General features: G+C 65.2%; 8 protein-coding genes. 6 read left to right on the top strand and 2 right to left on the bottom strand.

What is annotated here, in order from left to right:
* The first annotated feature begins 122 nt into the window (after nucleotides 1-122).
* Complete coding sequence (locus O3297_RS05920) at nucleotides 123-3,599, top strand: DUF748 domain-containing protein (protein ID WP_305048034.1); 3,477 nt, start codon at nucleotides 123-125, stop codon at nucleotides 3,597-3,599.
* 57 nt (nucleotides 3,600-3,656) lie between these two features.
* On the opposite strand, the gene O3297_RS05915 is transcribed toward O3297_RS05920, so the two are convergent.
* Nucleotides 3,657-4,325 carry a hypothetical protein gene (locus O3297_RS05915; RefSeq protein WP_305048033.1) on the bottom strand — a complete coding sequence of 223 codons (669 nt, stop codon included), beginning with the start codon at nucleotides 4,323-4,325 and terminating at the stop codon, nucleotides 3,657-3,659.
* Nucleotides 4,326-4,474: 149 nt separating this feature from the next.
* A complete protein-coding gene (locus O3297_RS05910) occupies nucleotides 4,475-6,898 on the bottom strand; it encodes a membrane-bound PQQ-dependent dehydrogenase, glucose/quinate/shikimate family (protein WP_370385385.1) in 2,424 nt (807 codons plus the stop codon).
* Between the two features lie 352 nt (nucleotides 6,899-7,250).
* On the opposite strand from O3297_RS05910, the gene O3297_RS05905 reads away from it, so the two are divergent.
* The 5 genes from O3297_RS05905 (at nucleotide 7,251) to O3297_RS05885 (ending at nucleotide 14,094) form a co-directional block, all read left to right on the top strand.
* Complete coding sequence (locus O3297_RS05905; protein WP_305048031.1) at nucleotides 7,251-7,895, top strand: hypothetical protein; 645 nt, start codon at nucleotides 7,251-7,253, stop codon at nucleotides 7,893-7,895.
* A 128-nt stretch (nucleotides 7,896-8,023) separates the two neighbouring features.
* Nucleotides 8,024-8,650 (top strand): response regulator, encoded by a 627-nt coding sequence (locus O3297_RS05900; protein ID WP_305048030.1) that lies wholly within the window; start codon nucleotides 8,024-8,026, stop codon nucleotides 8,648-8,650.
* A 35-nt stretch (nucleotides 8,651-8,685) separates the two neighbouring features.
* Complete coding sequence (locus tag O3297_RS05895) at nucleotides 8,686-9,048, top strand: Hpt domain-containing protein (protein WP_092613645.1); 363 nt, start codon at nucleotides 8,686-8,688, stop codon at nucleotides 9,046-9,048.
* Entirely contained in the window at nucleotides 9,045-10,544 is a 1,500-nt protein-coding gene (locus O3297_RS05890) for a response regulator (RefSeq protein WP_305048029.1), read from the top strand. The genes O3297_RS05895 and O3297_RS05890 overlap by 4 nt, the downstream gene beginning before the upstream one ends.
* 97 nt (nucleotides 10,545-10,641) lie before the next feature.
* Nucleotides 10,642-14,094 (top strand): response regulator, encoded by a 3,453-nt coding sequence (locus O3297_RS05885; protein ID WP_305048028.1) that lies wholly within the window; start codon nucleotides 10,642-10,644, stop codon nucleotides 14,092-14,094.
* Nucleotides 14,095-14,104: the final 10 nt, after the last annotated feature.

The raw sequence follows: 14,104 nt of genomic DNA, 5'->3' as shown, positions 1-14,104 counted from the left end.
TCGCCGGGGCACCTGTTATCACTTGAACACGTTTGGATTTTGCAGACGAGGCCGCAAAGAGGCATACTGACAGTCACGGCGCGCAGATTGCGCCGCCTAACAAGAATATTAAAGGTAAGTTCGTGAACACAATCGACAACAAAAGCGTGCAGACGAAAACATTTCGCTGGAAACGCTGGCAGCGCTGGGCCGTCGGCACAGGCTGCGCCCTGGCCGCCTACAGCGCGGCCGGCTTCTGGCTGGTGCCCTACGTCATCAAAAACCAGTTACCCAAATTTGCCGAGAAAGAACTCGCGCGCCAGGCCAGCATCGCTGACGTGCGCTTCAATCCGTTTACCTTGCGCCTGGAAGCGGACCAGATCGCTTTCAAGGAAGCGCCCGGCGCGGATGGCAAGAGCGGCGCGCCGCTGCTGTCCATCGGTGCCCTGGCCGTGCAGCTGGAATGGAAATCCATCGTGCGCCGCGCCTGGAGCCTGGCGGAAATCCGCATCACGGCGCCGCAAGCGCAGCTGACGATCACGCCGGACGGCAAGTTCAACCTGGCCGAAGTGCTGGCCACCTGGCAACGCAACCATCCGGAAAAGAGCGACGGCGGCATGCCGCGCCTCGTCATCGCCCACTTTGCGCTGGAACAAGGCAAAGTGGATTGGCAAGACCAGAAGGCGGGGTATGCGGACAACTTCACGCCGATCAACTTTACGCTCGATAATATCTCGACCCTGCCCGACGCCAACGGCAGCTACAGCCTCAGCGCCGATGCGGCGCGCGGCGGCAAGCTGCACTGGCGCGGCACGGCGTCGCTGAGCCCCATCCGTGGCGAAGGCGAGCTGATACTGAACGACGCTTCCCTGCCCGGCCTGGCCGCGTATCTGAAAGCCTATACGCGCGCCACAGTCACGAGCGGCCAATTGTCGGCGCGCCTGCCCTACGCCTTTTCCTATGCGGACGGCAAGCTGGAAGCCACCGTCAAAGGCGCGGGCCTGGCCTTGCGCGACCTGGCGCTGGTGCAAGATGGCAAGGGCGCGCCATTCACATCGCTGGATACCCTGGGCATCGCCGGCGTGAACGTGGACCTGGCGCGCCAGAGCGTGACCGTGGATAAAATCAATTTGTACGACGGCAAGGTGGCCGTGCGGCGCGACAGCAAGGGCGAGATCGACGTGGCGAACCTGATGCTGCCGGGCAATCCCGCGCCCGCCGCCACCGCACCAGCCGCACCAGCCAAGCCTGGCAAATGGAAGGTGGATTTAAAACAGCTGGCGCTGGCCAATGTGGACGTGTCCGCCATCGATGAAACCGTCTCGCCAGCCTTGCAGCTGAGCGCGAAACAATTGCAACTGCAGCTGCAACTGGGCTTGCAACAAGGTCCAGCGGGCATGGCCACCGTGATCGACGGCGCGAGCTTCAGCCTGGCCGACCTCGCCATGCAGCGGGGCGCGCAAACACCGTTCAAGCTGACCCAATTGGGCTTTACAGAGGGCAAGATCGACCTGGCGGCACATACCGTGCACCTGGGCGCCGTGACGGCCAGCGGCGCGCAGATCGACCTGGCGCGCAACCGCCAAGGCGAATTTGCGATTGCGCAAAAGCTGCCCGTGTTTGCCTCCGGCAAAGCCGATGCAGACAAGGAAACCCCGTCCGCGCCCTGGTCCACCAAGGTGGACAAGGTAGAACTGAGCAAGTTCGGCGCCCGTTTCGACGATGCGGGCACTGGCATCAAGAGCAACCTGCAGGATGCCAGATTGTCCCTGCAGAACGTCAGCAACGATATGAAGCAGGCGCTGCCGTTCGAGCTGGGCGTGGGCCTGCGCGAAGGCGGCGTGCTCACGGCCAACGGCAAGTTCGTGCCGGGCACGGGCGCCGTCGATGCGCAATTGAATTTGAAACAGCTGACCCTGGCCCCTGTGCAACCCTTGCTGGCGCAGCATGTGAAACTGAAGCTGGCGGGCGGGTCGCTCTCCGGCAGCGGCCGCCTGACGACGGGCGGCGGCGCGCCGAAAGCGCCGAAAGTACGCTATGTGGGCGGCGTGGATATCGCCGGCCTCGTGCTCAATGAAACGGATGGCAAGCGCTTCGCCTCGTGGAAGAGCGTGCGCGCCGACAAGCTGACGGCCAGCGTGGGGCCCGATTTTGTCGATATCCCGGAACTGCGCGTGGTGGAACCGAACGCCCAGCTGATCATCGAAAACGACCGCAGCCTGAACGCGCAGCGCTTGCTGGTGAAAGCGCCGGAACCGGCCGCGCCAGCGCCCGCGCCGTCGGCCACCACCACGCCGGCAGCGGACGCCGCCTTCCCCGTGCGCGTGCGCCGCGTGCGCCTGCAAAACGCTAAGCTGGACTTTGCCGACCTCAGCTTGCGGCCCCAGTTCGCCGCGAAGATCTATGAACTCAATGGCGTCGTCACGGGCCTGTCGACGAAGCGCGATGCGCGCAGCCAGATTGAACTCGACGGCCGCATCGACGAATTCGGCCTGGCCCGCGTGCGTGGCCAACTCAATCCGTTTGCGCCCACCGACAATACGGACTTGAACGTGGTCTTCAAGAATGTCGATATGGTGTCCGCCTCGCCGTACACGATGAAATTCGCCGGCTACAAGGTGGCTGAAGGCAAGATTTCGCTGGACTTGCAATACAAGGTGCGCAACCGCCAGCTCGATGGCACCAACCAGATCGTGCTCGACAAGCTGACCCTGGGCGAGCGCATCGACAGTCCGGACGCCTTGAAACTGCCGTTGGAACTGGCGCTGGCCATCCTCAAGGATTCGGACGGACGCATCGACCTCGGTTTGCCCGTGTCGGGCGACATGAACGACCCGCAATTCAGCTATGGCGCCCTGATCTGGAAAGCCGTGGGCAATGTGCTGACGAAAATCGTCACGGCGCCGTTCCGCGCGCTGGGCAATTTGCTGGGCATCAGCGCCGACAAGCTCGAATCCATCGACTTCGATGCGGGCAGCGCCGTGCTGCTGCCGCCGGAACGGGAAAAACTCAAGCAGGTGGCGCAAATCCTGGCCAAGCGCGAACAGCTGAAGCTGGCCGTACCCGGTCAGTACAGCGACACGGACGCGGCCGCCCTGCGCGCCCAGGCCGTGCGCCGCGCCGTCGCCGCCAAGGCCGGCATCAAGCTGGAAGCGGGCGAGGAGCCGGGACCGTTGAACCTGGGCGAACGCAAGATACGGGGCGCCCTGCGCGACCTGTACGGCGAACGCTTCGGCAAGGCCGAGCTGGACAAGCAGAAAAAGGCGGCGGAATCGGCCGTACCAGCCACAGTGGCCGCAGCGGCGGCATCCGCCAGCGCCTCCGCCCCGGCGGCGGCCAAGATCCCCGTCTTGCAACGCCTGGGCAAGCTGATCGAAGGAGAGCCGCAAGTGGCGGACACGGGCGCTTTCTACAACGGCTTGCGCGAGCAGCTGGAAGCCAAGCAGCCCCTGCCTGCCGACGCCTTGAGCAAGCTGGGCACCCAGCGCAGCGCGGCCATCTTGGCTGCCCTGCAGCAGGACGGCACGCCGGCGGCCAGGGTCAGCGCGGGCGCGCCGGAAAAAACGGAGGCCGCGCCGGGCAAGCTGGTGGGCTTGAAGCTGGGTTTGGCAGCGAAATAAAAAAGGGCGTTGTCTGCAATAAGCTTGCGGACAACGCCCTTTTATCAGGAAGCGAATTTATTTCTTGGGCTGATATTGTTGGCGGTCAAATCCGCTGACATCAAATTCAAATACGGGTGCGCCTTCCTGAAAAATATCCACGGCAATCCGCACTCTTTTCGCTTTTTGCAGTTTTCCCAGGAATTTCTCATAATTGCGCAAGAAAATCGTATCTGAACTATTGTCCGCAGGAGCCACTGCGGAATAATTCACGGGCTTTTCGTCATCAAATCTCACCAGCACCGTGCAATCTTGATAGGAGGGGCACAATATCTGCCCCTTGCTAATGGAAAAAATCACATCTTTACCTTGACGGTATCCTGCCCGCAAAGTCAATTTGGCGTTTTGTAATCCGCTGTAGGGGAAGTCAAAATTAACGCTATTGGTGCTATACACGTTAGCGAAATAGGTCGTGCCGCCATCCATCTTGTCTTCACTCACATCATAATTCCACTGTTTTCCCGTCACAACTGTTTCGGCCACGGCAGCGGCGCTTGCCACTGGCGCAGAGGCTGCGGCACCGGCTACGGGAACTGGAGCGTTTTTCGCCTTTTCAAGCGCCAGCTCGGCTTCCAGCGCGGCGATCTTTTTATTCGCCGCATCCAGTTCGGCATTGGGTGTTTTAGGAGAACAAGCACCAAGGGAAAGTAATGCGGCAGTTATTACTGAGAGGGTCGTCGTTTTCATTAAGTCAGTCACAGATATGCGATATGGGTCCGCTCCTGAGTCTAACAAACGGCATTCCCACAAGCAACATGCAAATTTGAAAACTCGCCAGCCCGACAATGAATGACGCTGCGGCGCCGCCAGCACTGGCGGCGCCGAAGCGAGCGTAATTATTTCGTTTTCCCCGCCTCCTTCACCGCTTCGTCCGGCAAGGCAAACGCCACCAGGCTATCGCCCATCTTCGTGCCGAGCGAACCGTGGCCGCCGGCCATCACCACGACATATTGCTTGCCCGTCTTGTCTGACACATAGCTCATCGGCGTGGCCTGGCCGCCGGCCGGCAGGCGGGCTTTCCACACGGTCTTGCCGTTGCGCACGTCGTAGCCACGGATGTAGTAGTCGAGCGTGCTGCTGAGGAAAGCCACGCCGCCGCCCGTGGTGCTGATGCCGCCCAGGCTGGGCACGCCCAGCGGCAAGGCGATGGGGACTGGGGCGCTGTCGCGCGTGGTGCCGTTCTTGTGCATCCACACTTTTTTCATGGTGCGCAAGTCAACGGCGGCGATATAGCCCCACGGCGGCGCCTGGCACGGGAAGCCCAGCGGCGACAAAAAGGGCTTGATTTCCACGGCGAATGGCACGCCCGTCTGCGGCTGCAAGCCCATTTCCGAACCCGTGCCGCCCTTCGCATTGGCTTGCGCGCGCGGCACCAGGCGTTCCAGGAAGCCCATGTAGTCGGGGTTCACCAGCAGCAATTGACGCACGGGATCGACGGCAGCCCCGCCCCACTCGAAGATGCCCAGCGGGCCCGGCGAGATGATGGCGCCCTTGATCTTGCCTTCGGCCACCGTCTGCGGCGTGAACGGGCCTTCGTAGCGGTGCTGGCGGAAGATGATGCGGCAAGCCAGCTGGTCGAACGGCGTCGTGCCCCACATATCCGTTTCGCTGATGTTTTTCTCGGGCAAGAAAGTGAGGGCCGAGAATGGCTGCGTGGGCGACAAGCGGTCGCCGGGGGCGGCGTTGGCGGTCGGCACGGGTTTTTCCGGCGCCGGCACGACCAGGCTGCCATCGCGGCGGTCGATCACATAGATGTCACCCCGCTTGGTTGTGGCCACCACGGACGGCACCTTGCCTTTCGGCGTGTCGATGTCGACCAGGGTGGGCTGGCCGCCGATGTCCATGTCCCAGATATCGTGGTGCACGGTCTGGTAGACCCAGCGTACCTTGCCCGTCGCCAGGTCCAGCGCGACGATGGCGCTATTGTATTTCTCGCCATGGGGGTTGCGGTTGCCGCCCCACGTATCGGGCGTTTCATTGCCCATCGGAATATAGACCATGCCCAGCTTTTCATCGACGCTGGACACGCCCCAGGAATTGGGCGAGTTGTTCGTGTATGTCTTGCCATCGGCAATCGGCGCCGTGTCGTCCGGGTTCGAGGCATCCCAGTTCCACATCAGCTTGCCGGTGACGGGATCGTAGCCACGGATCACGCCCGACGGCTCTTCCGTGGAAAAGTTATCGGTGACGCTGGCGGCCATCACCACCACGTTTTGCGCCACGGCCGGCGGCGACGTGGGCATCAAAAAGCCCCGTTTCTTCATGCCCATGCCGTGGTACAGGCCGATCACGCCATTTTCGCCGAAGCTTTTGCACGCTTCGCCCGTATCGGCATTCACGGCGATCAGGGTCGCATCCATGGTGGGCGCCAGGATGCGGCGCGGGCATTCCATGGTGGCAGCTTCGGGTGCCGGGTCGCCCTTGGCGCGGCCCGCGTTGACGTCCCAATAGGCCACGCCGCGGCAGATCATGTGCTGGTAGCTGGATGCGTCGCGGTTGATCTTCGGATCGTGGCGCCAGATCTCCTTGCCCGTGTCCGGGTCCAGCGCGATGACGATGTTATGCGGCGTGCACAGGTACAGCATGCCGTTCACTTTCAGGGGCGTGACTTCGTTGGCGATCTCGCCCGGATCGTTCGGCCCCTTGAAGTCGCCCGTGTTGTACACCCACGCCTGTTTCAGCTGCGCCGCGTTGGCCGGCGTGATCTGCGCGGCCGGCGCATAGCGGTCGCCATAGCCGGAGCGGCCATACGCGGCCCAGTCGTTGGCCGCCACGCCGGGCGCGAAATCGCCTTGCGGCGTGGCGGCCATGTTCTCGGCCGGCACTTCGCCGTGCAAGGTGTAGTAATCCTGGAACAGCGAGAACACGCCCACGGCGGCCGTCAGCACCACGGCGGCAGCCAGGGCGCTCTTGCCCGCGTCGCGCGGTTTCGCCCCGGCCGTCAACGGCGGATCGAGGCGGCGGTCGATGAACGGCAGCAGCAGCCAGACGGCGGCGGCAAACCAGATATCGAGGCGCGGCAGCAATTGCCACCAATCGAATTTCACTTCGATGACGGACCAGATCAGGGTGGCAAACAGCAGCAGCGCGAGAAACAGCTGGGCGCTGCGGCGCCTTTTCCACACGAGCGCACCGGCAACTATCATGCCGATACCCGCCACGACGTAATACCAGGAACCGCCAAGGCTGACGAGCCAGGCGCCGCCGCCGGCAAGCGCCAGGCCCAGCACGATGAAGATGACTGCGGTGATGATAAGCAAGGGTCCAGGCCGGGCAGAGGCAGTCATGATGCTCCTTTACAAGAGTCAGTCGGCGGCACGCGCCTGCGCACCGTATTTGATGGCGATCAAGGAAATTGCATTTTTTCACTAATTGGCAAAGCGTGCCACACGCCACAGCGTCCGATGCATGCCGTGTGGCTTTTTATACACGAGCTGAGCGTACAGCCCGCCACAACCATATGATTTTTGACGAAAAAAATGAATAAACTAAATAAACAACAAATTTCTCGAATAAAACGATTTTTTATCGTAAAATGAAAACATCCAAGCCAAGCATTTCAGGTCAGTCATCACGCAGGATCACTTGCATAGACCGCACTGGAGCACTGCCATGAACGCATTCCTTGCCATTCACCCCTTCCTTCGCTGCGAAGACCTGTCGCTGATGCGTCCGGCGCTGGCGCTGGCAGGCCTGCTGTTGCTGCTGGCCGCCCTGCTCTGGCGCCGCACCCGCTGGCGCCAGGCTGGCCGCGCGCCGGGCGCTGGCGGCACGCCGGCCGATCTGCATGCGCTGCTGCAAACGCGCAAGGCGGCGGCGCCGGCCAAAGTGGCTGACAGCGCACCGCCGCCGCAAGCACCCAAGGCGCCGGATACGCCGCCATTCGAGGCAGCCCGCCTGGACGCCATGTTCGGCCACGACCGGCGCCTGCAGGGCGAGATTCTGGCACTGTTCGTGGCCGAGTCGCGCGACCGCCTGGCCGGCATCGCCCATGCACTGCGCTGCGAGCGGACGGCCCCGGCAAGAGTGCTGGCGCAGGAAATTCTCGACGGCAGCCACGCCATGGGCTTGCTCCCATTGCAGGCGCTGGCGCGCCAGGCCGTGCATGCGGGCTTTTCCAACGATATCGGCGCGCTGCGCCGCCTGCACGCGGAACTGCTGGTGGCGCTCGATGCGCTGTCGCAAGCCGTCACGGCCCTGCAAACGGCGGACGTGGCGCGGGCCGATGACTGCAGCGGCGTAGCAAGCCGGCCATGAGCGTGCATCAGGACCCGGTGCGCGACATGCAAGGTTTTTAGTGAATTCATCTAATTCGTTAAAATTGATTTCTTCAGCGCGATTGCGTATCATTCCTTTTAACTTCATCCGCGACCATAGAACCCATCATGCACACTGCAGACGTTTGCACTACCCAAAAGGCCGCCGAAATCCTCGGCATCTCGGTCACATCGGTGCAGCAACTGGTCGAGGCCGGCGTTATCGAAGCCTGGAAGACCAAGGGTGGCCACCGCCGCATTCCCCTCGCGGCTGTCGAGGCTTACAAGGGCAATCCCGGCCAGCCGGGCCAGGACCAGCGCGCGGCGCGGGCCAGCCGCCCCACCCCATCGGGCCGCCCGCCCTCGATTTTGGTGATCGAAGACAATCCCATCGAACGCGCGCTGTATGAAAAGCAGATCGGCGCATGGGGCTTGCAGGCAAGCTTGCGCTTTTGCGAGAACGGCTACCAGGCGCTGATGGAAATCGCCCGCGACCAGCCCGATATCCTGCTGGCCGACATCATCATGGAAGGCATCGACGGATACGAGGTGATCCGCACCATCCTGGCCGACCCGCTGCTGGCGGACATGCACATCGCCATGCTGTCGAGCCTGACGCCGGAGGAACTGGAAGAACGGGGCGGCGTACCGCCCGGCGTGGTGTTCTTTGCCAAGCCCGTCAATTACGACGAACTGCGCGGCTATCTGCGCGCCTGCTGCGCCGGCCATGCGCGGCGCAACAGCCTGGCCGCCTAGCCCGCGACCGCTTCCACTCTCGTCCCGGAGCCGCCATGCCAGCCTATCGCCACATCGATCCTGCCGTGCTGTTCCAGGCCACCGGCCGCGACCTGGAGATGTTCCGCGCCCTGTCGCAGACCTACCTCGATACGTCGCCAGCCATGTTTGCGCGCGTGGAGCAGGCCGTGCGCGGCGGCGTAGCGCAAGCCATCGTGCATAGCTGCCATACCTTGCGCGGCACCGTGGTCCTGCTGGGCGCCAGTACCCTGGTGGCGCGGCTGGCGGAACTGGAGCACCTGGTGCGCCACCGGGGCGTGGCGGCGCCGGGCTGGCTCGCTGAAACGGCAGCGCTGGTCGGCGCAGTGGAGCAGGAGGTACGCCGCAGCATGCTTGAATACACGGGCGCGCAGGCATGAATGCGCGCCAGGCCCTTCTGCGTCTGGCGCACCGCTACCGGCCACGCACCACGGCGGCCGTCGCGGGCCTGGTGCTGGTGGGCCTGCTGGCGCTGAGCATCGTCGTCTCCGGCGTGCTGCTGCACCACGAAGCCGTCGATGACTGGAAACAGGACCTGTCCAAGCTGTCGCTGCTGCTGGCGGAAAACACGGCGCAGAGCATGACGGCGGCCAGCCTGGTGCTCGACAGCGTCAGCAACGAAATCGAAGCCGCCGCCCCCGTGGATGCGCAAGCGCTGGCCGCAGCCGCCGGCACGCCGGCCATGCACCAGATGCTGTTGCACAAGATCGGCGGCGTGCCGCAAGTGGACGTGGTGTCCATCGTCGGCAGCGATGCCAGCGTGCTGGCCTTCAGCCGCGCCTTTCCCGCGCCCCCCATCCGCCTCGACGAGCGCGACTACTTCGAGTATCACCGGCGCCATCCGGACGGCGGCATGCATGTCAGCGCGCCCGTGCAAAACAAGGGCAATGGCGCCTGGACCTTCTATATCAGCCGGCGCATCAGCGGGCCGGACGGCCGCTTCCTGGGCGTGGTGCTGGTCGGCCTGTCGTGCGACTTCTTCAGCAAATTCTTCCACAGCACCAGCATCGGCGAACACACGGCCTTTTCCCTGTACCGCAGCGACTACACGCTGCTGGCCCGCTGGCCGGCCGTGCCCGCCATGATGGGCAAGCGCAACCTGACGGGCAGCACCTACCGCCTGCTGGAACAGGGCAAGACCGATGGCGTGCTGCAAGTGGACTCGCCGCGCGCGGCCGACCAGGGACGCGCGGTCAACCGCCTGGCCGGCATACGGCTGGTACGCGACTATCCGCTGGCCATCAACGTGACGGTGACGGACGAGGTCTACCTGGCGGGCTGGCGGCGCATGCTGCGCACCATGGGCGGCGCGGCCGTGGTCAGCCTGCTCGTGCTGGCCGCGGCCATCGCCCTGATCATGTCCCTGCTGCGACGCCAGGAGCGCGACGCGGCCATGGCGCTGGCGCCGCAGGCGGACGCGGAAGCGGCGAATGCCGCCAAGCCGCCGGCGCCCGAGACAGTGCAGCCATCCGCATCCGAATCTGCAACGGCGCCGGCGCCGGGCGCGCGCATCCTGCTGGTCGAGGATACGGCGCTGAACCGCCAGCTGGTATGCCTGCAGCTGGGCACCTGCGGCTACAGCATCGACACGGCGGAGAACGGCGCGCTGGGCCTGCAGGCACTGGCCGAACAGCAGTACGACCTGGTCCTGATGGATGGCATGATGCCCGTCATGGACGGCTACCAGGCGTGCCGGGCCTTGCGCGCCCGCGAAGCGGCCAGCGGCGCGCCACGCCTGCCCGTCATCGCCCTCACGGCCGGCGTCACCGCAGACGACCGGCAGCGCTGCGTGGCGGCCGGCATGGACGATTATCTGGCCAAGCCCTTCACGGCCGCCCAGCTGCGCGCAATGGTCGAGCGCTGGCTGGCGCGCTAGCCGGCGGCTGCCGCCTGGCGGCAAATTGGCCACACTATCACCTGCGTAGTCATGCGTAAAAGTTGTTCTCCGTGCATATCAGGTATAGCATCGCCACATGAGCTATCACACAGATGCGGCGGCGTTGCGCAGGCGACTGATCGAATGGCTGTTCTTGCTCCTCGGGCTGCTGATCGTCGCTGCCGCCCTCGCCTACGCGCACCTGGCCGAGGCGGCGCGGCACGATGCGGCCGAGCGTGAACGGCTGAGCGTGCTGACAGCGCTGCTGGCAAAAAATATCGAAGTCGACCTGGCGGCGACGAATCAGGTGCTCGACGGCGTGATCCGTGATTATCTTGCCGCCGGCGCCGCACCCGACGCCGGACAAGCCCTGCCACGGCGCCTGGCCGCGCTGGTCGACGCCATGCCGGGCGTGCGCACCATGCTGGTCATCGATGCCGGCGGCAAGCCGGTCGCCACCAACATCCCGGAGCTGGCCGGCCAGGATTTTTCGCGCCGCGGCTACTTCCAGACGGCGCGCGACGCGCCCGATGCGCGCATGCTGTACATCTCGGCCCCTTTCCTGTCCTTCAGGCGGGACCTGGTCATCACGGCGTCGCGCATGGTGCAGGACCGGCAAGGCCGCTTTGCCGGCGTCGTGGTGGCCACCTTCGACCGCGAATACTTCACGGCCAAGTTCCGCACCGCCATGTATGCGGCCGATGTCTGGGCCGTGGTGGTGCATGGCGACGGCCGGCAATTCCTGAACTATCCGGCCAAAAGCGCCAATGGCGGCAATGTGGACCTGCCCGGCAGCTTCCTGCGGCGCTTCCGCGACAGCGGCTACCAGGCGGGCGTGCTGAGCGGCGTCGAGATTGCCGGGGCCGGTGCCTCCGCCGCCCCCCGCGTCATGGCCATGGCGACCATCGCCCCGCCTGAGCTGCACATGGACCGCGCCCTGATCATCGGCCTGAGCCGCGAAGAAGCGGCCATCGCCGCCCCGCTGCGGCGGCAGGCGCTGGGCTACACCCTCTGCTTTGCCATGCTGGCCCTGGCCGCGGCCAGCCTGCTGTTCTGGAGCCAGCGGCGGCGGCGGCAGCAAGCCGCCTGGCAGGTGGAGCAGGAAAGGGAGCGCCAGGCCATGCAAGCCGTGTCCGACAGCGAAACGCGCTTTCGCACCTTGATCGAAGATGCGCCCGTGGCGATCGCCATCCTGCGCCATGGGCGCTTCGTGTATTCCAATCCCCGCTACCGCCACCTGCACGGCTACGCGCTCGAGGATGACCTGAGCGGCCTGCCCTGGCGCGCCATGCTCACGCCCGCCTCGCAAGTGGCGCTGGCAAGCAACGAGGCGCTGATCGAGGCCGATTCGGCCAGCGAACAGATGTTTGAAGCCGTCGGCGTGGACAAGCAGGGCCGGCCCGTGCCCATCCTCAAGACCAGCACGCGCGTGATGCTCAAGGATGGGCCGGCCACGCTGATCTTTGCCCAGGATATTTCCGCGCAAAAGCAGGCCGAGGCGGCCATGCTGCTGGCGCGCGATGGCGCCGAGGCGGCCAACCGCAGCAAGGCGGAATTCCTCGCCAACATGAGCCATGAAATCCGCTCGCCGCTCAACGCCATCCTCGGCATGGCATGGCTGCTGGAAAGGGGCAGCCAGGATGAGGAAGGACTGCTGATGACGCGCAAGATCCGCGCCGCCGGCCAGTCGCTGCTGGGCATCATCAACGACGTGCTGGACGTCTCGAAAATCGAGGCGGGCCACATGACCATCGAGCAGGCGCCGTTCCGCCTGGCCGAAGTGATCGAGAAGATTGCCGCCAGCATGGGCGTGGCCGCGCATGACAAACCGGTTGAGGTGCGGATCGGGGCGCTGCCCGATGGCATCGACCACGTGCTGGGCGACGCGCTGCGGCTGGAACAGGTGCTGGTCAACCTGACCAGCAATGCCATCAAGTTCACCGCGCAAGGCACGGTCGAGCTGACGAGTGCGCTGGAGAGCCGTGACGGCGACGCCGCCGTGCTGCGCTTTTGCGTGCGCGACACGGGCATCGGCATCGCCCCCGAAGTGCAGGAAGCGATCTTTTCCGCGTTCGCCCAGGCCGACACGTCCACCACGCGCCGCTTCGGCGGCACGGGCCTGGGCCTGACCATCTGCCGCCAGCTGGTGCGCCTGATGGGCGGCGCCCTGCACCTGAAAAGCGCATTGGGCCAGGGCAGCGCATTCAGTTTCACGGTGCCGCTGCAACTGCTGCCCGCCGGCGCCCTGTCAGCGCCCGACATGCAGGGCATGCAGGACCTGCGCGTCTTGCTGGCCGATGGCAACGCCGGCACGCGCGAAGCGGTGGGCGCCGTGGCGCGCGGCCTGGGCTGGCACGTGCATGCCGTGTCCGGCGGCCAGGCGGCACTCGACTATGCGCTGGCCTGCGCCGGGGATGCGCGGCCCGGCGTGGTGCTGCTGGCCGCGCGCATGCAGGGGCTCGATGGCGAAGCCACGGCGCGCGCGCTGCGCGAATACTTGCCGCCGCAGGACTGTCCCGTCGTCATCCTGGCAGCCAGCGGCGCGCCGGCGACAGCACCCGCGCGACGGTGCACCGACCCGGCGAATGCCGCCGATGCCATCCTCAACGAACCGGTGACCGCTTCCAGCCTGTACAACGCGACGATGGAGGCGCGCCAGCAGCGCGCCAGGGCCGCCGGCCTGGACGCCAGTCTCGTTCCGCTGGAAGAGCGCCAGCTGGCCGGCGTGCGCGTGCTGGTGGTCGACGACAGCGAGATCAACCGCGACGTGGTCAAGCATATCCTGTGCGACCAGGGGGCCGTGCCATCGTTTGCCTGCGATGGCCGGCAGGCGCTGGACTGGCTGCTGGCGCACCCCGCCGACGTCGACATCGTGCTGATGGATGTGCAGATGCCCGTCATGGATGGCTTGCAGGCGACGCGCGCGCTGCGCCAGCTGCCGCAATTCCAGGACCTGCCCGTAGTAGCACTGACGGCTGGGGCGTTCCAGACACAGCGCGCGGCGGCGCTGGAAGCGGGCGTGAACCATTTCATCAGCAAACCGTTCGACGTGCCGCAGACCATAGCCCTGATCGCGCGCGTGCACCGGCGCCATGCGCAAGGGCTGCCGTCCCTGCCGCCGGCCCTGGCGGAAATGGCGATGCCCGTGCCGCCAAACGGCGCGGCGCCCGCGATCGACCTGGCGCAGGGGATGGCGCAGTGGCCCGATGCAGCGCCCTACCGCCAGCATCTGTTGCGTTTTGGCAACACCTACGGCGACACGGTTGGCGCCATGCGGGCGCTGCTGGCGGACAATGCGCGCGGCGATGCGGCCGCGCTGGCGCACAAGCTGGCCGGCGAGGCGGGCAGCCTGGCCCTGCCTGCCACCCTGCATGCGGCCCGGCATGCGGAACAGCTGCTGCACGCCGGCGACAATGCGGCCGCCGCCCTCGATGCACTGGAACAGGCGCTGGCGCAGGCCATCGAGGCCGTCGCCGCCTTTACGGCACGGATGCCGCCGTCCGGCCAGGCGGCAGTGCCAGAAACGCAACATGGCCGGGCATGCCAATGATAAACTTGCC

The sequence above is a fragment of the Janthinobacterium sp. SUN128 genome, from assembly GCF_030587275.1.
Lineage (GTDB): Bacteria > Pseudomonadota > Gammaproteobacteria > Burkholderiales > Burkholderiaceae_D > Janthinobacterium > Janthinobacterium lividum.
This window is presented reverse-complemented; position numbering and strand designations above follow the sequence as displayed.